The organism is Streptomyces sp. NPDC041068 (assembly GCF_040647455.1).
GTDB lineage: Bacteria > Actinomycetota > Actinomycetes > Streptomycetales > Streptomycetaceae > Streptomyces.
Genome location: NZ_JBEZCG010000010.1, coordinates 382,669 through 402,635, shown reverse-complemented (window position 1 = coordinate 402,635; position 19,967 = coordinate 382,669). Strand labels below are relative to the sequence as shown.

21 protein-coding genes are annotated in these 19,967 nt (G+C 71.0%); 7 read left to right on the top strand and 14 right to left on the bottom strand.

All coding sequences use genetic code 11. From position 1 onward, the window contains the following. Nucleotides 1-94: 94 nt before the first annotated feature. The 3 genes from AB0B50_RS24860 to AB0B50_RS24850 all read right to left on the bottom strand — a co-directional run bounded on the left by AB0B50_RS24860 (nt 95) and on the right by AB0B50_RS24850 (nt 2,373). Nucleotides 95-1,021: an SPFH domain-containing protein gene (locus tag AB0B50_RS24860; protein WP_362335832.1), complete on the bottom strand. Its 927-nt coding sequence runs from the start codon at nt 1,019-1,021 to the stop codon at nt 95-97. Between the two features lie 81 nt (nt 1,022-1,102). Next, entirely contained in the window at nt 1,103-1,531 is a 429-nt protein-coding gene (locus tag AB0B50_RS24855) for an NfeD family protein (RefSeq protein WP_362335829.1), read from the bottom strand. A 44-nt stretch (nt 1,532-1,575) separates the two neighbouring features. Next, complete coding sequence (locus tag AB0B50_RS24850) at nt 1,576-2,373, bottom strand: ABC transporter ATP-binding protein (RefSeq protein ID WP_362335826.1); 798 nt, start codon at nt 2,371-2,373, stop codon at nt 1,576-1,578. 121 nt (nt 2,374-2,494) lie between these two features. On the opposite strand from AB0B50_RS24850, the gene AB0B50_RS24845 reads away from it, so the two are divergent. Beyond that, nucleotides 2,495-3,277 carry a hypothetical protein gene (locus tag AB0B50_RS24845; RefSeq protein WP_362335823.1) on the top strand — a complete coding sequence of 261 codons (783 nt, stop codon included), beginning with the start codon at nt 2,495-2,497 and terminating at the stop codon, nt 3,275-3,277. 95 nt (nt 3,278-3,372) lie between these two features. Here AB0B50_RS24845 and AB0B50_RS24840 read toward each other — a convergent pair whose 3' ends face one another. From AB0B50_RS24840 to AB0B50_RS24825, 4 genes are all read right to left on the bottom strand, one after another. Continuing rightward, nucleotides 3,373-3,612 (bottom strand): chaplin, encoded by a 240-nt coding sequence (locus AB0B50_RS24840; RefSeq protein ID WP_362335821.1) that lies wholly within the window; start codon nt 3,610-3,612, stop codon nt 3,373-3,375. Nucleotides 3,613-3,863: 251 nt separating this feature from the next. Continuing rightward, nucleotides 3,864-4,109: a chaplin gene (locus AB0B50_RS24835; RefSeq protein ID WP_362335818.1), complete on the bottom strand. Its 246-nt coding sequence runs from the start codon at nt 4,107-4,109 to the stop codon at nt 3,864-3,866. 183 nt (nt 4,110-4,292) lie between these two features. Beyond that, complete coding sequence (locus AB0B50_RS24830; protein WP_362335815.1) at nt 4,293-4,955, bottom strand: response regulator transcription factor; 663 nt, start codon at nt 4,953-4,955, stop codon at nt 4,293-4,295. Further along, nucleotides 4,948-6,093, bottom strand: a complete 1,146-nt coding sequence (locus AB0B50_RS24825; RefSeq protein WP_362335812.1) for a GAF domain-containing sensor histidine kinase — start codon at nt 6,091-6,093, stop codon at nt 4,948-4,950. The genes AB0B50_RS24830 and AB0B50_RS24825 overlap by 8 nt, the downstream gene beginning before the upstream one ends. A 237-nt stretch (nt 6,094-6,330) precedes the next feature. Here AB0B50_RS24825 and AB0B50_RS24820 point away from each other — a divergent pair, with 237 nt between their 5' ends. From AB0B50_RS24820 to AB0B50_RS24810, 3 genes are all read left to right on the top strand, one after another. Then, entirely contained in the window at nt 6,331-7,056 is a 726-nt protein-coding gene (locus tag AB0B50_RS24820; RefSeq protein WP_362335810.1) for an SDR family NAD(P)-dependent oxidoreductase, read from the top strand. After that, entirely contained in the window at nt 7,053-8,117 is a 1,065-nt protein-coding gene (locus AB0B50_RS24815) for an S-adenosylmethionine:tRNA ribosyltransferase-isomerase (protein ID WP_362335808.1), read from the top strand. Before AB0B50_RS24820 ends, AB0B50_RS24815 begins: the two co-directional genes overlap by 4 nt. 323 nt (nt 8,118-8,440) lie before the next feature. Then, entirely contained in the window at nt 8,441-9,130 is a 690-nt protein-coding gene (locus AB0B50_RS24810) for a transglycosylase SLT domain-containing protein (protein ID WP_362335806.1), read from the top strand. A 113-nt stretch (nt 9,131-9,243) separates the two neighbouring features. Here the strand turns inward: AB0B50_RS24810 and AB0B50_RS24805 are convergent, their stop codons facing one another. Next, nucleotides 9,244-11,844, bottom strand: coding sequence for an FHA domain-containing protein (locus AB0B50_RS24805; protein WP_362335803.1), 2,601 nt, complete (start codon nt 11,842-11,844; stop codon nt 9,244-9,246). Between the two features lie 312 nt (nt 11,845-12,156). Here AB0B50_RS24805 and AB0B50_RS24800 point away from each other — a divergent pair, with 312 nt between their 5' ends. Then, complete coding sequence (locus AB0B50_RS24800) at nt 12,157-13,854, top strand: streptophobe family protein (protein WP_362335800.1); 1,698 nt, start codon at nt 12,157-12,159, stop codon at nt 13,852-13,854. Nucleotides 13,855-14,095: 241 nt separating this feature from the next. Continuing rightward, nucleotides 14,096-15,310 (top strand): phosphoserine phosphatase SerB, encoded by a 1,215-nt coding sequence (serB, locus tag AB0B50_RS24795; protein WP_362335797.1) that lies wholly within the window; start codon nt 14,096-14,098, stop codon nt 15,308-15,310. Between the two features lie 99 nt (nt 15,311-15,409). Here serB and AB0B50_RS24790 read toward each other — a convergent pair whose 3' ends face one another. The 4 genes from AB0B50_RS24790 to AB0B50_RS24775 all read right to left on the bottom strand — a co-directional run bounded on the left by AB0B50_RS24790 (nt 15,410) and on the right by AB0B50_RS24775 (nt 17,887). Then, entirely contained in the window at nt 15,410-15,928 is a 519-nt protein-coding gene (locus tag AB0B50_RS24790) for a histidine phosphatase family protein (RefSeq protein WP_362335794.1), read from the bottom strand. A gap of 88 nt (nt 15,929-16,016) precedes the next feature. Continuing rightward, nucleotides 16,017-16,232, bottom strand: a complete 216-nt coding sequence (locus AB0B50_RS24785) for a hypothetical protein (RefSeq protein WP_362335791.1) — start codon at nt 16,230-16,232, stop codon at nt 16,017-16,019. 190 nt (nt 16,233-16,422) lie between these two features. Beyond that, on the bottom strand, nt 16,423-16,539 hold the full coding sequence (locus AB0B50_RS24780; protein ID WP_107102012.1) for an SGM_5486 family transporter-associated protein: 117 nt from the start codon (nt 16,537-16,539) through the stop codon (nt 16,423-16,425). Nucleotides 16,540-16,582: 43 nt separating this feature from the next. Further along, on the bottom strand, nt 16,583-17,887 hold the full coding sequence (locus AB0B50_RS24775; RefSeq protein ID WP_362335788.1) for an MFS transporter: 1,305 nt from the start codon (nt 17,885-17,887) through the stop codon (nt 16,583-16,585). 117 nt (nt 17,888-18,004) lie between these two features. On the opposite strand from AB0B50_RS24775, the gene AB0B50_RS24770 reads away from it, so the two are divergent. Beyond that, nucleotides 18,005-18,700: a FadR/GntR family transcriptional regulator gene (locus AB0B50_RS24770; protein ID WP_362335786.1), complete on the top strand. Its 696-nt coding sequence runs from the start codon at nt 18,005-18,007 to the stop codon at nt 18,698-18,700. A gap of 42 nt (nt 18,701-18,742) precedes the next feature. On the opposite strand, the gene AB0B50_RS24765 is transcribed toward AB0B50_RS24770, so the two are convergent. After that, complete coding sequence (locus tag AB0B50_RS24765) at nt 18,743-19,018, bottom strand: hypothetical protein (RefSeq protein WP_362335900.1); 276 nt, start codon at nt 19,016-19,018, stop codon at nt 18,743-18,745. Between the two features lie 187 nt (nt 19,019-19,205). Then, nucleotides 19,206-19,967, bottom strand: a complete 762-nt coding sequence (gene fabI, locus AB0B50_RS24760) for an enoyl-ACP reductase FabI (RefSeq protein ID WP_362335783.1) — start codon at nt 19,965-19,967, stop codon at nt 19,206-19,208.

Sequence of the window (19,967 nt, the reverse complement as noted above, 5' to 3'; positions counted from 1 at the left end):
GGCACGGCCCCGATTACACACTCGGCGGGGGTGGTGCGGGGGGGCGGACCCGCGCCGGGCGCGCAGTTCCCCGCGCCCCTTTGGGGGCGCTCCTTCAGTCGATCGGCGGCTGCTCGCGGCGCTCCGCGGCGGCCGGGCCGCCGCCCATCGGGCCGAAGTTGCCCATGGCGCCGGACAGGCCCTTGAGCGCGTCGCCGATTTCGCTGGGCACGATCCAGAGCTTGTTCGCGTCGCCTTCGGCGATCTTCGGGAGCATCTGGAGGTACTGGTACGCGAGGAGCTTCTGGTCCGCGTCGCCCGCGTGGATGGACTCGAAGACCGTACGGATCGCCTGGGCCTCGCCCTCGGCCTTCAGCGCGGCGGCCTTGGCCTCACCTTCGGCGCGAAGGATCGCGGACTGCTTCTCGCCCTCGGCGCGCAGGATCTCCGACTGCCGGACACCTTCGGCCTGCAGGATCGCGGCGCGCTTGTCGCGGTCGGCGCGCATCTGCTTCTCCATCGAGTCCTGGATGGAGGTCGGCGGCTCGATCGCCTTGAGCTCGACGCGGTTGACGCGGATGCCCCACTTGCCGGTGGCCTCGTCGAGGACGCCGCGGAGCGCGGCGTTGATCTCCTCGCGGGAGGTCAGGGTCCGCTCCAGGTCCATGCCACCGATGATGTTGCGCAGGGTGGTGACGGTGAGCTGCTCGATCGCCTGGATGTAGCTGGCGACTTCGTACGTCGCGGCCCTGGCGTCGGTCACCTGGTAGTAGATGACGGTGTCGATGTTGACCACCAGGTTGTCCTGGGTGATCACCGGCTGGGGCGGGAACGGCACGACCTGTTCACGCAGGTCGATGCGGTTGCGGATGGAGTCGATGAACGGGACGACGATGTTCAGGCCCGCGTTCAGCGTTCTCGTGTAGCGGCCGAAGCGTTCGACGATGGCCGCGCTGGCCTGTGGGATGACCTGGATGGTCTTGATCAGGGCGATGAAGACCAGCACCACCAGAATGATCAGGACGATGATGATTGGTTCCATCGCGGTTCCCCGTACCCTTCATGCCTCGGCGAAGATCTTGCTGGTCGAGTCTGTCAGACCGCCGCACGGCCCGTGGGGCATTCACATGACGACGGCCGTCGCTCCGTCGATCTCGACGACGTCCACTTCCTGGCCGGCCTCGTAGGTGCGGTCGGTGTCGAGCGCGCGGGCCGACCAGATCTCGCCCGCGAGCTTGATGCGCCCGCCTCCCGCGTCGACCCGTTCGAGGACGACGGCCGTCCTGCCCTTCAACGCCTCGACGCCGGTGGCCAGTTCGGGGCGCTGGGCCCGGTGCCTGGCCGCGATGGGCCGCACCACGGCGATCAGCGCGACCGAGACCGCGGCGAAGACGGCGACCTGGAGCACCGTGCCACCCCCGAGGCCCGCGGTCACGGCGCCCGCGACGGCGCCCACGGCGAGCATGCCGAGCTCCGGCATCGCGGTCAGTACGAGCGGGATTCCGAGCGCGGCGGCGCCGATCAGCCACCACACCCATGCGTCGATGTCCACATGGTCATGGTAGGACCGCGGTCCCCTCGGGGACAGGGCGCGGATCAGCTGAGCGGGAGCCCCGTGGCCGTCCAGCGGTCGTTCTTCTGCTCGACGACCAGCGGAAGGCCGAAGCAGAGGGAGAGGTTGCGCGAGGTGAGCTCGAGCTCCAGCGGGCCCGCGGCGAGGACCTTGCCCTGGCGGATCATCAGGACGTGGGTGAAGCCGGGGGCGATCTCCTCGACGTGGTGCGTGACCATGATCATCGAGGGGGCGATCGGGTCGCGGGCGAGGCGGCCGAGGCGGCGTACGAGGTCTTCGCGGCCGCCCAGGTCGAGGCCGGCGGCGGGCTCGTCGAGGAGCAGCAGCTCGGGGTCGGTCATCAGGGCGCGGGCGATCAGGGTGCGCTTGCGCTCGCCCTCGGAGAGGGTGCCGAACTTGCGGTCCAGGTAGTCGCTCATGCCGAGGCGGTCGAGGAAGGCGCGGGCGCGCTGTTCGTCCACGTCCTCGTAGTCCTCGTGCCAGCCGGCGGTCATGCCGTACGCGGCGGTGAGCACCGTCTGCAGGACGGTCTGGCGCTTGGGCAGCTTCTCCGCCATCGCGATGCCGGCGACGCCGATGCGCGGGCGGAGCTCGAAGACGTCGGTGCCGGGCTTGCCGAGGGTCTCGCCGAGGACGGTGGCAGTGCCGGTGCTCGGGAAGAGGTAGCTGGACGCGACGTTGAGGAGCGTGGTCTTGCCGGCGCCGTTCGGGCCGAGGATGACCCAGCGCTCCCCCTCCTTGACCGACCAGGAGACCTGGTCCACCAGAGCCCGGCCCTCGCGGACCACGGATACGTCCTCAAGCTCCAGTACATCGCTCATGAGCGCGCTGTCTCCCATTGCAGTCTCGGTCGTCGCTCGCGTCGGTGGACGCGGTCCCCGAATAAAACCTACGCCACCGGCCGACCGTTCCTGTCGTGAGCCCGGTCCTTAGGCTGTGTGCATGCTCTCGGAACCACGCTCAGGACGCCTGGCCGCATGGGGAAATGCCCTATTGGCCGGACTTGTTTCCCCGGATGACGCGGTGCTCGCGATGGTCGGCGAGGACGCGGTGCACCGGGTCGAAGGCCTTCCCGGGGAGGCCGGCCCGGTCGGACTCACGCTCGCGATGGGGCGCTTGCGCAGACTCGGGGTGACGGGCCTTCGGGTGGCGCTGCCCGCGCCGGGGCATCCGCTCGGGCTGAGCGGCCCTCCGGAGTTCAACGCGCGCGCCCTGGAGGCGGAGGAGGCGGTCGTCGCGTTCGGCGCTCCCTACGGGCTCGTTCCCGAGGTGTACGAGGCGGGACCCGAGGGCGATGTGCATGTGGAGGTCGTCTGGCACTGCCTGCCCGTGCGCGAGGCGCCGCCCGCCGACGTGCCCTCGCTGGGCGAGGCGGAGCGTGAGCTGGCGGAGGCGCTGCGGGACGCGACGGAGATCCTGTCCCGCCTCGACGTCGCAGGCTCGGGCCCGGTCGCGGAGGCCGCGGTCGACGCGTACCGCGCGCGTGCCGAGCGGGGGCGCGAGGTGCTCGCCCCCGGGTATCCGCCGCGTGCGGTACGGGTGTTGGAGCTGGCGCAGCGGGTCGGGCTGCTGATTTCCCTCGCGTACGAGAACGGCCACGGCGGGGCCGTCAGCGCCTCGGAGATGGCGGCGCGGGGTCAGGCCCTGCGTCCGGTGGAACGGACCGCTCGGCGGGCCCAAGTGGCCGCGTACAACGCATACGTGGAGGAGCGGGAGCGGCACTGAACCGGGGCTCCCCCGCAGGGGAAGGCCCCGCAAAGGGGGAAGGCCCCGCGGACCATGTGGTCCGCGGGGCCTTCCGTGCCTGGAGAGGCGGTGCGTCAGCCGTTCGACGACTCGTTGTCGAAGGTCGGGTTGAGGGCGCCGATCACGTTGGCGCTGTTGCCCGTGGCGTTGACGGGAACGTGCACGGGGACCTGCGCGTGGTTGCCGGAGCCGACGCCCGGAGACTGCGTGGCCGAGCCGTTGGCGTCCGAGTCGGCGAACGCGGCACCCGCAGAGGCGCCCGCGGCGAGACCGGCGACGGCGACGGCCAGGGCGGCCTTCTTGGCGATGTTCATGGGAAGTGTTCCTCCTGCTGATTCGTAGCGACCCCAGCCGCGGGGTCGCACGCTGAGAAACGCCTGGGCCGTCCGGATGACACGGGGCGGGGCAGCGATGCCCCCGTTTGGATCAATAGGCCGACGATCTGCGGAACTTGCGGGCGTGTGAAGCGTTACGGGGTTCCGCGCGAAGGGCCGGGGAAAACACGGACCGGCCCCCCGGGGAGTACCCGGGGGGCCGGTGGTCACTGCTGGACCTGGGGCGTTCGTCAGCCGTTGAAGCCGTCGTTCGCGAAGGTCGGGTTGAGGCCACCGATGACGGTCGCGGTGTTGCCGACGGCGTTCACGGGGACGTGCACCGGCGCCTGAACGAGGTTGCCCGAGCCGACACCCGGCGACTTGACGGCCTTGCCGTGCGCGTCGGCACCGCCCGTGGCGGACGCCATACCGGCACCGGCGGCGACGAGGCCACCCGCTACGAGCGTGACGGCCGCGGCCTTCTTCAGGTTCTTCACTTCTGGACCCTCCTTGCGATCGCTGCGACCAGCCGTCGCAGCACGCATTGGAGAACGGCCGGGCGGGCCACAGGATGCGCCGCCCGGGTGACACTCACACGACGGTATGAATCTCAGCCCGGAAGGCGACGGTCCGCTCTGACTCCGGCGGACATGCGCCGGAGCCGCCCGCCGGCGCTCTGATCAGCCGGTCACGCCGTGCCGCACCGCCCAGAGCGCGGCCTGGGTGCGGTCGGCGAGGTCCAGCTTCATCAGGATGTTCGAGACATGTGTCTTGACGGTCTTCTCGGACAGGACGAGGGCGCGGGCGATCTCGCGGTTCGAGCGGCCGTCGGCGATCAGGCCGAGGACCTCGCGCTCGCGCTCGGTGAGCGAACCGGCCCTGCCCTGGCTGCCGCCCTGCTCCTCCTGGGAGAGCAGCGCGCCCGCGACCTCGGGCTGCAGCAGGACGTGCCCCGCGTGCACGGAGCGGATGGCTCCGGCGAGGGCGTCGGGGTCGACGTCCTTGTAGACGTACCCCGCGGCGCCCGCACGCAGGGCCGGGACCACCGTGCGCTGCTCGGTGAAGCTCGTGACGATGAGCACGCGCGCGGGGTTGGCCAGTTCACGGAGCTTGCGCAGCGCCTCGACGCCGTCCATGCCGGGCATCTTGACGTCCATGAGGACGACGTCCGGCTTCAACTCCTCGGCCTGCGCGACTCCTTCGGCGCCGTCGGAGGCCTCGCCTACGACCTCGATGTCGTCCTGGATCTCGAGGAACGTACGCAGACCGCGGCGGACCACCTGGTGGTCGTCGACCAGCAGCACCCGAATCCCTGTCTTCGCGTTGAGCGCGGCGTCAGCCACCGGGGACCTCCATCTCGATCGTCGTGCCCTTGCCGGGCTCCGATTCCACGGTCAGCCGTCCGCCGACCCCGCTCGCCCGGTCCCGCATGGAGACCAGGCCCAAGTGCCGCCCCGCGCGCCGTATGGCCTTCGGGTCGAAGCCCGAGCCGTCGTCGACGACGCGCAGCACGGCTCCCGCGCCACGCTTGTCCAGGACCACCGCGACGCACTCGGCGCCCGAGTGGCGCAGGGCGTTGTGCAGGGCCTCCTGGGCGACCCGCAGCATGGCTTCCTCCTGGGAGGCCGGCAGCGCCCGTACGCCGTTGCTCTCGAAGGTGACCTGTGCGGAGTGCGCGCGGTGGAGCACCTGCGTGTGCGTACGCAGCGTGGCCACCAGGCCGTCCTCGTCGAGGGCCGCGGGGCGCAACTCCACGACGGCGGCCCGCAGTTCGTCCGCCGCCTCGGCCGCGAGCACCGCCACCTGCTGCAGTTCGCCCTTGGCCCGGGACGGGTCGCGGTCCACGAGGGCGGCCGCGGCCTGGGCCGTCAGGCGCAGCGAGAAGAGCTTCTGGCTGACGGCGTCGTGCAGTTCGTGGGCGAGTCGGGAGCGCTCCTCGGCGATGGTCAGCTCGCGGCTGCGCTCGTAGAGCCGGGCGTTGGTCAGGGCGATGGCGGCGTGCTGGGCGAGGATGGAGAGGAGCTCCTCGTCGTCCGCGGTGAAGCCGCAACTGCCCTGGACCTTGGTGCAGTTCTTGTTGGCGAGGAAGAGCGCGCCGAGGGTCTCGTCGCCGTAGCGGATGGGGAGGCCGAGGAAGTCGGACATGTCCGGGTGGGCCGAGGGCCAGCCGCCGAAGCGGGGGTCCTCGCGCACGTCGGCGAGGCGCTCGGGCTCGGCCCTCTGCAGCATCGCGGCGAGGATGCCGTGCTGGCGGGGCAGTGGTCCGATGGCCTTCCACTGCTCGTCGCTGACGCCGTCGACGACGAACTGGGCGAAGCCTCCGTGGTCGTCCGGGACTCCGAGCGCGGCGTACTCGGCGTCGAGCAGTTCGCGGGCCGAGGCGACGATCGTCTTGAGGACGTCGCGCACCTCCAGGTGCCTGCTCATGGCGAGGAGCGCGGCGCTCACCGCGTTCAGGCCGGATCGGGGTCCTTGACTCATGGCCACACCGTACCGGCGAGCTGTGACAGCGCGTATCCGACCTGTGGCGGCCTCCGACTAGGGCCAGGGGCCTAGGGCCGCAGGCCGGGACTAGGGCGAAGGGACCTCGGGAGTTGCGGCTCGCGCATGAGGTGTGCGCCACCGCGCCGTTCCTACGGTGGGATCACCCGGCGGGAGGGCCGATGCGTCTGCCGGGCGGATGGACGGACGGCCAGACGACCCGAGGGGACGGATGACATGCCGGTAGCGATCATCACGGGGGCTTCGAAGGGGCTGGGGCGCGCGCTGGGCGCGGCGCTCGCGGAGAGCGGCTGGGACCTCGTGCTCGACGCGAGGACCGCTCCCGCCCTCGCGGAGTCGGCACGGGAGCTGGGCAAGCACGGCACGCGCGTGGAGGCGCTCGCGGGCGACGTCACCGACGCGGGGCACCGCGCGGACCTGGTGGCGGCGGCGCGGCGGCTCGGCGGCCTGGATCTGCTGGTGAACAACGCCAGCGCGCTGGGCGCGGAGCCTCTCGTACGTCTGGACGGGCTCGCGCTCGACGGGCTGCGGGCGGCACTGGAGACGAACGTGGTGGCGGCCCTGGGGCTCGTGCAGGAGGCGTTGCCCCTGCTGCGGGAGTCCGCGGGGGCGGTCATCGACGTCAGCTCCGACGCGGCCGTCGAGGCGTACGAGACATGGGGCGGGTACGGCGCTTCGAAGGCCGCCCTCGACCACCTCTCCGCGGTCCTCGCCGAGGAGGAGCCGGGGATCCGGGTGTGGGCCGTCGATCCCGGGGACATGCGGACGGATCTGTATCAGGCGGCCGTGCCCTTGGACGACGTGTCGGGGCGGCCGCTGCCGGAGACCGTGGTGCCCGCGTTCCTGCGGATGCTCGCCGAGCGGCCCGCCAGTGGCCGCTACACGGCACCCGCTCTTCTTCAGGACGCCCGCGACGCCCAGGACACCCGGGACGCCCGGTGAGCGTTCTCGGCACGCGGCTGTGCGTGCCGGACTCGCTGACCGCCCGGGTGCCCGTCGAGCAGCGGGGCCCCGGGCTCGGCAGGGACGCCGTGCGGCTGCTCGTGTCGCACGGCACCGAGGTCGCGCACCACGCGTTCATGGAGCTGCCCGCCCTGCTGCGGGCCGGCGACCTGCTCGTCGTCAATACGTCGCGGACGCTGCCCGCGGCGGTGGACGGGCGGCTCGGGCACGCGCGCGTGGTGGTGCACTTCTCCACACGGGGCGAGGACGGACGCTGGACGGTCGAGCTGCGCGATCCGGACGGGAAGGGCACCACGCGCGCGCGTGCCGGTGGCCCCGCCAGTTCCGTCGTGCGGCTCCCCGGAAACGTACGCCTCGTATATGAGGAGCCGATGGCACCGGAGAGCCCGCGGCTGTGGTGGGTGCGGGTGTCGGTGGATGTGCCGGAGCTGCTGCGGCGGCACGGGCGTCCCATTCGTTACCCCTATACAGAGAGGGACCAGCCGCTCTCCGCGCACCAGACCGTGTTCGCGCTGCCGTCGGCGGATGGAGCGGGCAGTGCGGAGATGCCGAGCGCGGGGCGGCCGTTCACGGCGGCGATGGTGGCGGAGCTGGTGAGCAGGGGGGTGCAGTTCGCGCCCGTCACGCTGCACACCGGTGTCGCCTCGCAGGAGGCGCACGAGCCGCCGTACCCGGAGCTCTTCGAGGTGCCGGAGACGTCGGCGCGGCTGATCAACGCCGCACGGGCAGGGGGCGGCCGGGTCGTCGCGGTCGGTACGACGGCCGTGCGGGCGGTCGAGTCCGCCACGGGGGCCGACGGCGTGGTGCGGGCGGCGTCCGGCAGGACCGATCTCGTGGTGACGCCGGAGCGCGGGGTGCGGGTGGTGGACGGGCTGCTGACCGGGCTCCATGAGCCGCAGGCCTCGCATCTGCTGATGCTGGAGGCAGTCGCGGGCCGTGCGGCGGTCGAGCGGGGTTATGCGGAGGCGGTACGCCATCTCTACCTGTGGCACGAGTTCGGCGACGTCCACCTCATCCTCCGGGAGGACTCTCCTCACTGAGAGCGTTGCTGAGGCAACTGTTGGTGAGACTGTTACGCGTCCGATGTGAGCCCGCGCATAGGACGCACATCACGTACGAAGGTCCCTAGTGGATAAAGAATCCCTTTATGTACGGGGGGTGCGCGGCCGTATCAGGCGTCTGCTCACCCCCTGATCCACTACCCGGGATCGTACGTCACACCTTTGCCACGGAATTTTGCTGCCGCTAAGAATTGCTCCCGTCGCTCGGCGCCGCGGTCCTCGCACCGCGGCGTTTGTGCCGGAGAAGCAACCTGTCCCCGCCGGACCAGAGCGACCTCCGCTATTCGAAGAGGTCCACTCGCATGTCCAAGCACAGCACCCCTGGTCATAGTCGCAACGCTCTGACCAAGACCCAGAAGTTCTCGATCGCCGGTGTCGCCACGCTCGGTGCCGCCGCCCTCGCGTTCTCCCTCGTGCCGGGCACCGAGGCCACCTCCCAGGCCGCCGACGTCTCCCCCGTGGCCTTCGCCGCGTCCGCCGACGCGCAGCAGGCGGTCCACGCGAGCGTCACCAAGCAGCAGTCCAACGCCGACAAGCAGGCCAAGGACGCCGCCGCGAAGGCCGCCGCCGACAAGAAGGCCGCCGACGAGGCCGCCGCGAAGAAGAAGGCCGAGGACGAGCGCAAGGCCAAGGAGGCCGCCAGCCGCGCCGCCGCCCGCAAGCCCGTCTACGCCAACAACCTCGACGGCTGGATCCGCCAGTCCCTGGACATCATGAAGTCCAAGGGCATCCCCGGTTCCTACGAGGGCCTGCACCGCAACATCATGCGCGAGTCCACGGGCAACCCGAACGCCATGAACGGCTGGGACATCAACGCCCAGAACGGCACCCCGTCGATCGGCCTGCTCCAGGTCATCCAGCCGACGTTCGACGCTTACCACGTCGAGGGCACCTCGACGAACATCTACGACCCGGTCGCCAACATCGTCGCCGCGGCCAACTACGCTGCCGACAAGTACGGCTCGATGGACAACGTGAACGGCGCCTACTGAGCCTTGATCGCCTGATCAACGGACCTCTTCAGCCGAAGGCAAGGCCCACAGACGCCGAAGGGCGGCACCCCGTGCGGGGTGCCGCCCTTCTCGTGTGCCCGGAGGCACAGGGGTCACTTGCGCATGACCTCGGGCTCGTGCCGGCGCAGCAGGCGCGCGACGGCGATGCCGCAGATGACGCCGAGCGCGAGCAGAACCGTGATGTTGATGCCCCACTGGCTCGCCGAGTGCTCCCACAGCGGGTCCAGGTCGGTGGGGTTCTTCGGGTCCCACGGCGGCATCAGGTGCGCGAGGTCCAGCGTGGAGCCCGCGCCGGCGATGGCCCAGCGGGACGGCATCAGCCAGGCGAACTGCTCCAGGCCCGGCGAGCCGTAGACCTGGAAGAGGACGCCGGTGAAGACGACCTGGACGATCGCGAACATCACCAGGAGCGGCATGGTCTTCTCGGAGGTCTTCACCAGCGAGGAGATGACCAGGCCGAACATCATCGACGTGAAGCCGAGCGCGATGATCGTCAGGCAGATCTCCGCGGCGGGCGGCATGATCAGGCCCTCCTTCGGCAGGTCGCGCGGGGCGAAGCCGATGGCGCAGATGATGACGCCCTGGATGGCCGTGATGACGCCGAGGACGATGACCTTGGACATCAGGTACGCCGAGCGGGACAGGCCGGTCGCCCGTTCCCGTTCGTAGATGACCCGTTCCTTGATCAACTCACGTACGGAGTTGGCGGCGCCCGAGAAGCACATGCCGACCGCGAGGATCAGCATGATCGTGCCGGCGTCGCCGTTGAACTTGACCGGCGGTTTCGGTGGCGCGAGGCCGAAGTCGGCCGGGATCACGACGCTGACGACGCCGAGGACCGCGGGCAGGATCACCATCAGACCCATGAAGCCCTTGTCGGAGGCGATCACCGACACATAGCGGCGGATCAGGGTCCACAGCTGGGAGCCCCAGCCCTGCGGTTTCGGCGGCCTGACCGCCTGCGGCGGCGGCATCTGTACGGACTGCGCGGCGACGGCGTCGATGTCCGCGGCGTACATCTGGTAGTGCTGCGAGCCCTTCCAGCGGCCCGCCCAGTCGTAGTCGCGGTAGTTCTCGAACGCCGAGAAGACGTCGGCCCAGGTGCTGTAGCCGAAGAAGTTGAGCGCTTCCTCCGGCGGGCCGAAGTACGCCACCGAGCCGCCCGGCGCCATGACCAGGAGCTTGTCGCAGATCGCCAGCTCGGCGACCGAGTGCGTGACGACGAGGACCGTGCGGCCGTCGTCGGCGAGGCCGCGCAGGAGCTGCATGACGTCGCGGTCCATGCCCGGGTCGAGGCCGGAGGTCGGCTCGTCCAGGAAGATCAGCGAGGGCTTGGTCAGGAGCTCGAGGGCCACCGAGACGCGCTTGCGCTGGCCACCGGAGAGGGAGGTGACCTTCTTCTCCTTGTGGATGTCCAGCTTGAGCTCGCGCAGGACCTCGTCGATACGGGACTCGCGCTCGGCCTCCGTGGTGTCCGCGGGGAAGCGGAGCTTGGCCGCGTACTTGAGGGCCTTCTTGACGGTCAGCTCCTTGTGCAGGATGTCGTCCTGCGGGACCAGACCGATGCGCTGGCGCAGCTCGGCGAACTGCTTGTACAGGTTCCGGTTGTCGTAGAGGACGTCGCCCTGGTTGGCGGGCCGGTAACCGGTGAGCGCCTTGAGCAGGGTGGACTTTCCGGAGCCCGAGGGGCCGATGACCGCGATGAGCGACTTCTCCGGGACGCCGAAGGAGACGTCCTTGAGGATCTGCTTGCCGCCGTCGACCGTGACCGTGAGGTGACGGGCCGAGAAGGAGACGTCACCGGTGTCGACGAACTCCTCGAGCTGCCCGCCGACCAGGCGGAAGGTGGAGTGACCGACGCCGACGATGTCGTTCGGGCCGATCAGCACCGTCGAGGACTTCGCGATCGGCTGACCGTTGACGTACGTGCCGTTGTGCGAGCCGAGGTCGTGGATCTCGAAGCGCCCGTCGGGCGTCGCCGTGAACTCCGCGTGGTGGCGCGAGACCTGCAGGTCGGAGACGACCAGCTCGTTCTCCAGGGCACGACCGATCCGCATCTTGCGGCCGAGCGCCAGCTGGTGGAACGTCGTCGGGCTGCGATCGCCGTAGACCGGCGGGGCCCCCGCGACGCCGCCGGAACCCGGAGCCTTCTGCACGTACTGCTCGGACGGGCCGCCCTGCTGCGGGGGCACGTGCGGCTGGTGCTGCTGGGGCTGCTGTTGCTGCCAGCCCTGCTGCTGCGCCTGGTACGGGGCCTGCTGCTGGGGTGCCTGCTGGTGCGGGGCCTGTGCGGCCCAGCCCGGCGCCTCCTGCTGGGGCTGCTGAGGCGCGTGCTGCGGCGCGGCCTGCTGCTGGGCGTGCTGCTGCGGCGCGGAGACCGCCGCGGCGGCCGCGCCCGCGGCGCTGCCGGACACGTTCAGCAGCGGACCGTCGGTCGCGTTGCCGAGGTGCACGGCCGAACCGGGGCCGATTTCCATCTGGTGGATCCGCTGGCCCTGCACGAAGGTGCCATTGGTGCTGCCGTGGTCCTCAATGACCCAACTGCGCCCGCTCCAGCTGATCGTCGCGTGCCGCCAGGACACCCTGGCGTCGTCGAGCGAGATATCCCCCTGCGGATCACGTCCGAGGGTGTACGGCCTGGACGCGTCCAGCGTCCAGGTCCTGCCATTCAATTCCAGTACGAGTTCCGGCACTCCATGCCCCACTGAGTTGTCCCCCGAGCTAGCCCCCATCGATGGGGAGTCTAGGGATGTCGAACATCGGGAGGAACTATTTCAGGCGGAGGGCTCTGACCGAAAGTCGGGCCTTGTGAAGACTGCGTACGGGGGTGAAGGGTTGCCCCGTTGACGCGGAAGAAACCGCCCCGGAGAGTAGTAAGCACCCATCAGTGCATACGGATCACGCTCATTGGTCGCATTCATCTCATCGATCTCATTGATCACAATGTGCGTGTTCATTGCATTGGGTGCTTTTTGGGGCAAAGCGCTGCGGCTCGGGGGGTCCTCATGGAGGCCGACGAATTCAACGGCGAACGTCGCGGCGTGCGATGGGGTGACGTGCTGCTCTCCGCGATCGCCGCGGTGAGCTGGGCACTGATCGGCATGGCGGGGACCGCCGCACTCGGACTGCATCTGCTGGACGCGGACGCGGTGGGCTCGCTCGGACCGATGACGGCGGCGACGGTCGCGCTCGGCGTGGGTGGGTCGGTCACGCCGTCCGGCGACGTCTCGGCGTTCGGCCTGGAGGGAGCCGAGGCGACCACCGCGATCGACATCGCGCCACTCGGTGTCGCCCTCGTGGGCGCGTTGCTGCTCGCCCACTTCTTCCTCCGCTCCTTGCGCGGGGCGGGAGTTGTCATCGGGGCCGCCGAACTCGTCGCGCGCGCGGGCGCGGTGATCGCCCTCTTCCTCGCGATGCTCGCGGGGCTCGCCTGGGTGGGGCACGACGTCATCACGATCGACGGCGAGCAGCTCGGCATCGACAAGGGCATCGAGGAAGGGCTCGACCAGCTGCCGGGCGGCATCGGCGACAAGCTCCCCGGCGGGATCGGGGACATCGGCGGGCTCCTGCCCGACCGGCTCGGCGACCTGGTGGAGGCGAAGGCCTCGGTCGGCTTCACGGTGGACACCGCGCCGACGCTGCTCGGCGGGACGGTCTGGGTGGCCGGCGTCCTGGTCGTCGCGCTGCTCGCATCGCGGCGCACGCCGCTGCCGCGCGCGCTCGACGCCGCGCACCGGGTGGTGCGGCCCGCCGCCTCCTCACTGGTCGCGGTCGTCCTGATGGCGGTCGTCGCGGGGCTCGCCGCGGCGGCGTACGCGATGGTCGGCGACGAGCACCCCCGGCGGATCGCGGGTGCCGCGCTGCTCGGGGCGCCGAACGGTGTGTGGCTCGGGATACCCGTCGGGCTCTTCGTGCCGTTCGACGGCAAGGCCACGGGAGCGCTCACGCGGTTCCTGCCGGATCCTGTGGACGACCTGCTCGCGGGGTCGTCCGACAAACCGCTCACGCTCGGGCGGCTCGCGGAACTCGACGGCAGGGTCTGGCTGTTGGGTGTCGCGGCTGTGGTGATGATGCTGTTCGCAGGGGTGCTGGCCGCCGTACGGACTCCTTTTGTACGTGATGCGGTGTCCGTCATCGGGTTCGCGGGGCGGTGCGGGGTGCGGCTCGGGGGCGTGACGGCGCTGGGACTTCCGCTGCTGGTGTGGCTGACCGGGGTGTCCGCCGACGCGTCGCTCTCCGTCTTCGGCTTCGATGCGTTCGGGGCGGGCATCGAGCTGCACGGGCAGCTGGGGATGGCGGTGCTGCTGGGGGCCGGGTGGGGGTTCGGGGCGGGGGTCGTGGGAGCGTTGCTTGCCGTGGCTTCGGGGGCGGCGGGGGGCTCGGCTTCGCCGTTCGCGCGGGGCGGTGGCGGCGGGACGGAGGCTTCGGCCGAGGTCGGTGACCCCTCCGGGGCGGGGCCGTACGAGCCGGGGGTGCCGTACCGGCCGCCGAATCCCGACACGAATCCTTATCTGCGGCCGCCGCCGAGGGAGCCGAGGGATACGGAGCGGAAGGCACCGCGGGATGTCTCCGGAGCGCCGACCGTGGCGGGGCCGGTGGTGCCGCCGCGGCTGCGGCCCGGCTCCCGCTCGGGCGACTGGCCTCCCCCGCCGCCCCCTCCGCCGCCTCCTCCGGAGAAGGGGCCTCCCCGTCGGCCTCGCTGAAGTGATGCCTCTTTGAACGGTGCCCCGGCAGCCACGGGTCGTGCCCACCCGTTCCGCCGTGCGGAACGCCTGCCCACGACAGGGAGGACGACGGGACAGCAGGGCCCCTGCCTCGCCTTGCCACCGCAGGGCAATCGGGCGGGTGGGTGGGAGAAGATCGCCGCGAAGCGGCGGCAAAGGTGTCCGCCACGCGGACCGCCCCGGCACCCACCCGGCGGCGCCGGATACCGTAAGCGGCACCATGAGTGCTTCGCAGCCCCCTCAGCCCGCCGACATCCCGACGCTCCTCGTCAAGATCTTCGGCAAGGACCGCCCCGGCATCACCGCCGGGCTCTTCGACACCCTCGCCGCCTACTCCGTCGACGTCGTCGACATCGAGCAGGTCGTCACCCGTGGCCGGATCGTGCTGTGCGCGCTCGTGACCGAGCCGCCCGCCGGCCTGGAGGGCGACCTGCGTTCCACCGTCCACAGCTGGGCGGACTCCATGAAGATGCAGGCCGAGATCATCTCCGGCATCGGCGACAACCGGCCCCGCGGCCTCGGGCGTTCGCTCGTGACCGTGCTCGGCCACCCTCTGACCTCGGAGTCGACGGCCGCGATCGCCGCCAGCATCACCGCCACCGGCGGCAACATCGACCGCATCTTCCGGCTCGCCAAGTACCCGGTCACCGCCGTCGAGTTCGCGGTGTCCGGCACCGAGACGGAGCCGCTGCGCACCGCCCTCGCCATAGAGGCCGCACGGCTCGGCGTGGACGTCGCCGTCGTCGCCGCGGGCCTGCACCGCCGCGCCCAGCGCCTGGTCGTGATGGACGTCGACTCGACGCTCATCCAGGACGAGGTCATCGAACTCTTCGCCGCGCACGCCGGTTGCGAGGACAAGGTCGCCGAGGTGACGGCGGCCGCGATGCGCGGCGAGCTGGACTTCGAGCAGTCGCTGCACGCGCGCGTCGAGCTCCTGGCGGGCCTGGACGCATCGGTCGTGGACAAGGTCCGCTCCGAGGTCAGGCTCACCCCGGGCGCCCGCACCCTGATCCGTACCCTCAAGCGCCTCGGCTATCAAGTGGGCGTCGTATCGGGCGGGTTCACTCAGGTCACCGACGACCTGAAGGAACGTCTCGGCCTCGACTTCGCCCACGCCAACACCCTGGAGATCGCCGACGGCAGGCTCACCGGCAAGGTGACCGGCGAGATCGTCGACCGCGCGGGCAAGGCGCGTCTCCTGCGCCGCTTCGCCGCGGAGGCCGGGGTCCCGCTGGAGCAGACCGTCGCGATCGGCGACGGCGCGAACGACCTCGACATGCTGAACGCGGCAGGCCTCGGCGTGGCCTTCAACGCCAAGCCCGTGGTCCGCGAGGCCGCGCACACCGCGGTCAACGTCCCCTTCCTGGACACCGTCCTGTATCTCCTCGGCATCACCCGCGAAGAGGTCGAGGCGGCGGACACCCACACCGACTGACGGCACCGCACACCACGCGTACGTCGCACACGTCACATACGTCGAGGGGGCCCGGCACCGCTTCGGTGCCGGGCCCCCTCACGATGGACGGAAGAAGGGCTACTCGGACGGCGCCCAGTAGTCGACGAGGGTGGCAACGCCCGGCTCGAGCGCCTTCCACGAGCCGGAGTACGTCAGGACGGCGAAGGTCGCGGTCGGGAAGCCGCGGCGGTTCAGCCGTACCCGCGCGTCCCCCTCGTCCTCGCCTGCGAGGACGTCGGTCAGGCCCTGGACTCCGGGGTTGTGGCCGATCAGGACGAGGTTGCGCACGTCGTCCGGGGTTTCGTTGAGCACGGCGATCAGCTCGCCGGGAGAGGCTTCGTACAACCGCTCCTCGTAGACGGTCTTCGGCCGCTGCGGGAGCTCCTGGACGGCGAGCTTCCAGGTCTCGCGGGTCCGGGCCGCGGTCGAGCAGAGGGCCAGGTCGAAGGGGATACCGCTGTCGGCCAGCTTGCGCCCGGCGACCGGGGCGTCCCTGCGGCCTCGCTCCGCGAGTGGCCGCTCGTGGTCGGACACCTGCGGCCAGTCGGCCTTCGCATGCCGGAAGAGGACAATCCTGCGGGGTTCTGCGACGCTCATGCATCCCAGCTTCGCACGAAACGCGCCATTGGGCGCTGGGAGTTGGCGTGGTCCCCCGGCACGGGTGACGGCATCGGCGGAGAGGGGCTCACGGGGCCGTGCGCAGGACGATCGCCCGTATGTGCTCCAGGAGGTTGGTGATGACGGGCTCGCTGGTCGCGGCGTGCGCGTCCACGGGGTTCATGATCAGCAGGAGCAGGGCCGCGAAGGCGACGGCGGGGAGGGCGATGGCCCACCACGGGAGCTGGATCTCGACGCTGCCCGAGTCCGCCGGGTCTCGCCGGGTGTGCGTTCGGGCCGACATGCCGCCTCCGTGGTCCTCGAGCCATCCGCGCCGCGTCTTCGCGGGCACAACTCGAAGTTAGGTGATCGGCGACCCTCAACCCATCCGGAGATCCACCCACTTGACCCTGACACTGGCCCCCTAGGGGATAGGGGGGCTAGCCCCACCGACGCCCCGCCGACGCACCGCCGGGGACCGGTTCACGACGGGGTCACGGCGAGGCGACGGAGGCGACGATGCCGATGATCACGGTGATGGCCAGCATCGCGCCGAGCACGATGAGCAGCTTCTTCTGGCCGTTCTGGGGGTTCGGGTCGAGGACGGGCATACGGCCAGTCTCGCACCCTTTACCCGTCCCCCCTCCGGCGGGGTCAGGCCGTCTCGGCCTTCGCCGCCACCTCGTCCTCGATCGTGCGGTTGCGGCCCGCCAGGGTGCCGATGACGATCTGCGGCACCATCAGGCCCGCCATGAGCGCGATCGGCAGCCCCCAGCCACCGCTGTGCTGGTAGAGCACACCCACCAGGAGCGGTCCCGGGATCGAGATCAGATAGCCGGTGCTCTGCGCGAAGGCGGACAGCTTGGCCACGCCCACGCTGCTCTTGGCCCGCATCCCGACCATCGTGAGGGCGAGCGGGAAGGCGCAGTTGGAGATGCCGAGCAGCAGCGCCCAGGCCCACGCGCCGGCGGCCGGGGCGAGGTAGAGACCCGCGTACCCCATGAGGCCGCACGCGCCGAGGACGATCACGACGGGGCCCTGGTTGGTCAGGCGCGTGGCGACCCTCGGGATCACGAACGCGAGCGGCACGCCCATGGCCATCGTGACGGCGAGCAGCACACCGGCCTCGCTCGCGGGAACGCCCGCGTCGCGGAAGATCTGCGGCATCCAGCCCATCGTGATGTACGCGGCCGTGGCCTGGAGCCCGAAGAACACGGCGAGCGCCCAGGCGGTGCGGCTGCGGGTGATGCGGAGCGCGTCGTCCTCCTGCCGCACGGCGGTGCTGACGTGCTCGGGCGCAGCGGCGGTGGCGGTCCCCCGGTCACGGACGAGCGGGATCCACGGCACCACGGCGACGACGGCGAGCGCGGCCCACACGGCGAGCCCGGTCTGCCAGCGCCCGCCGAGCGCGTCGGTCATCGGGACCGTGAGGGCCGCGGCGAGGGAGGTGCCGAGCGCGAGCGCCATCGAGTACAGGCCGGTCATCGAGCCGACGCGGTCGGGGAACCAGCGCTTGACGATCACCGGCATCAGGACGTTGCTGACCGCGATGCCCATGAGGGCGAGCGCGGTGGCGGCGAGGAAGCCGGCCGTACCGCCGACGAAGGGGCGGATCACCAGGCCCGCGGCGATCGCGGCCATCCCGACGCAGACCACCGCGCTGGGGCCGAAGCGGCGGGCGAAGCGCGGTGCCATCACGCCGAAGACGGCGAAGCAGAGCGGCGGCACGGAGGTGAGCAGCCCCGCGAGGGTGCCGCTCATGCCGAGTCCGTCGCGCACCTCTTCGAGGAGGGCGCCGAGGCTGGTGATGGCCGGGCGGAGGTTGAGGGCCGCGAGGACGATGCCGACGATGACGAGCCGCGTCGCCCACGCGCGCGTGGGGGCCTGTTTCTCCGCGGTCTCGCTACGGACGGGGGGTGTCGCTGTCGGTGTCATCGTCCCGGTTTCCTCACTAGCCATGGAGCCATCATAGAATCATGGGATGATTGGCTGTCCAATCCGATTGCGTCACACTCAGGCACACGACCCGGCCCGCACCACCGCCGCCCGCCCCCATGACACGCACGAAGGAACGTCATGCCGCTGACCACTCCTCGCCGTTCGGCCCTCTCCGAACAGGTCATCTCCGAGCTGCGCAACCAGATCTCTTCGGGCGAGTGGCCGGTCGGCTCCCGCATCCCCACCGAGCCCGAGCTGGTCGAGCAGCTGGGTGTGGCCAGGAACACGGTCAGGGAGGCCGTGCGCGCCCTCGCGCACAACGGCCTGCTCGACATCCGGCAGGGCTCGGGCACCTACGTGGTGGCGACCAGCGAGCTCGCGGGCGTGATGCAGCGCAGGTTCGCCGACGCCGAGCCCCGGCACATCGCGGAGCTGCGCAGCACCCTGGAGTCGAGCGCGGCGAAGCTCGCCGCCCAGCGCCGCACCGAGCGGGACCTCAAGCAGCTCGACGCCCTGCTGGCGCGCCGCGAGGAGGCCTGGGCCTCCGGGGACGCGGAGGCCTTCGTGAGCGCCGACGCGACGTTCCACATGGCCGTCGTCGCCGCGTCGCACAACGACGTCATGACGGCGATGTACGCGGATCTCGGCGAGGTCCTGCGCGACTGGCTGCGCGAGGACATCGGCAAGGACCTGACCCCCGAGTCGCACATGGACCACACCCGGCTCGTCGACGCGATCCGCGCGGGGGACGCGGAGGCGGCCGCGGCCGAGGCGGCGGGCTACCCCTTCATGTGCCGCCCGGAGCGGTTCACCGAGGCCCGCGGCCGGGGCTGAGGCCCCCTACCGCCGCCGGGCCCGCGCCCGCTTCCCGGCACGTCACTTCTCGTGGCTGACCCAGACCGAGCGGATCTCTTTCCAGCACCGCCCGGTGAGCCGCACGGTCTGGGCGGGCCCCGCCTCGACGGGAGCGCCGTCGACGTCGATGTCCCACCACCGGTCGCACTCCACGTGGAGGCGGACCCGGTCGGTCTCGGGATAGGGGTTGTGGCAGTGCGCGACCGCCCGCGATCCTGCGACCTCGGTACGGCACTCCGAGCCGAACGGCCGGGGCTCTTCCGCCTTCACGCGCGCGTGCGGGGTTTCCTGCGGCACGCCGCTCGGCGCGACGACCACAAGAGCGAGAGCGACGAGCACCGCACCGGTAAGACGCACACTTCAGGGTGCGCGGTACTGCCCCGCCGCCGCCCGGCAAGGGGGCCGAACGGGCGAGGCCCCGCCTCCCGCACTGTGCGGGGGACGGGGCCTCGAAGGCGTACGAAGCAACGTACGAAATACCTGGTCAGGCACCCATCATGTGCACGCCGCCGTCGACGTGGATGATCTCGCCGGTGGTCTTCGGGAAGAAGTCCGAGAGCAGCGCGACGATGCCGCGGCCCGCGGGCTCCGGGTCCCCCATGTCCCACTCCAGCGGGGAGCGGGAGTTCCAGACGTCCGCGAGCTCTTCGAAGCCCGGGATGGACTTGGCCGCCATGGAGCCGAGCGGGCCCGCGGAGATGAGGTTGCAGCGGATGTCCTCCTTGCCCAGGTCACGGGCGAGGTAACGGCTGGTGGCCTCCAGGGCGGCCTTGGCCGGGCCCATCCAGTCGTACTTGGGCCAGGCGTACTGCGCGTCGAAGGTGAGGCCGACGACCGAGGCGCCGCCCTCGAACAGCGGGCGGCAGGCCATGGTGAGCGACTTCAGGGAGTACGCGGAGACGTGCATCGCCGTCGAGACGTCCTCGAAACTCGCCTCGAGGAAGTTGAAGGCGCCCTGCGGCGCGAAGCCGATGGAGTGCACGATGCCGTCGAGGCCGCCGAGCTCCTCCTTCACGACGCCCGCGAGACCGTCCAGGTGCTCCTGGTTGGTCACGTCGAGCTCGATGACCTTGGCGGGCTTGGGGAGCTTCTTGGCGATGCGCTCGGTGAGCGTGGGCCGCGGGAACGCGGTCAGGATGACCTCGGCGCCCTGCTCCTGGGCGACCTTGGCCGCGTGGAAGGCGATGGAGGCCTCCGTCAGCACACCGGTGACGAGGATGCGCTTGCCGTCGAGAATTCCGCTCAT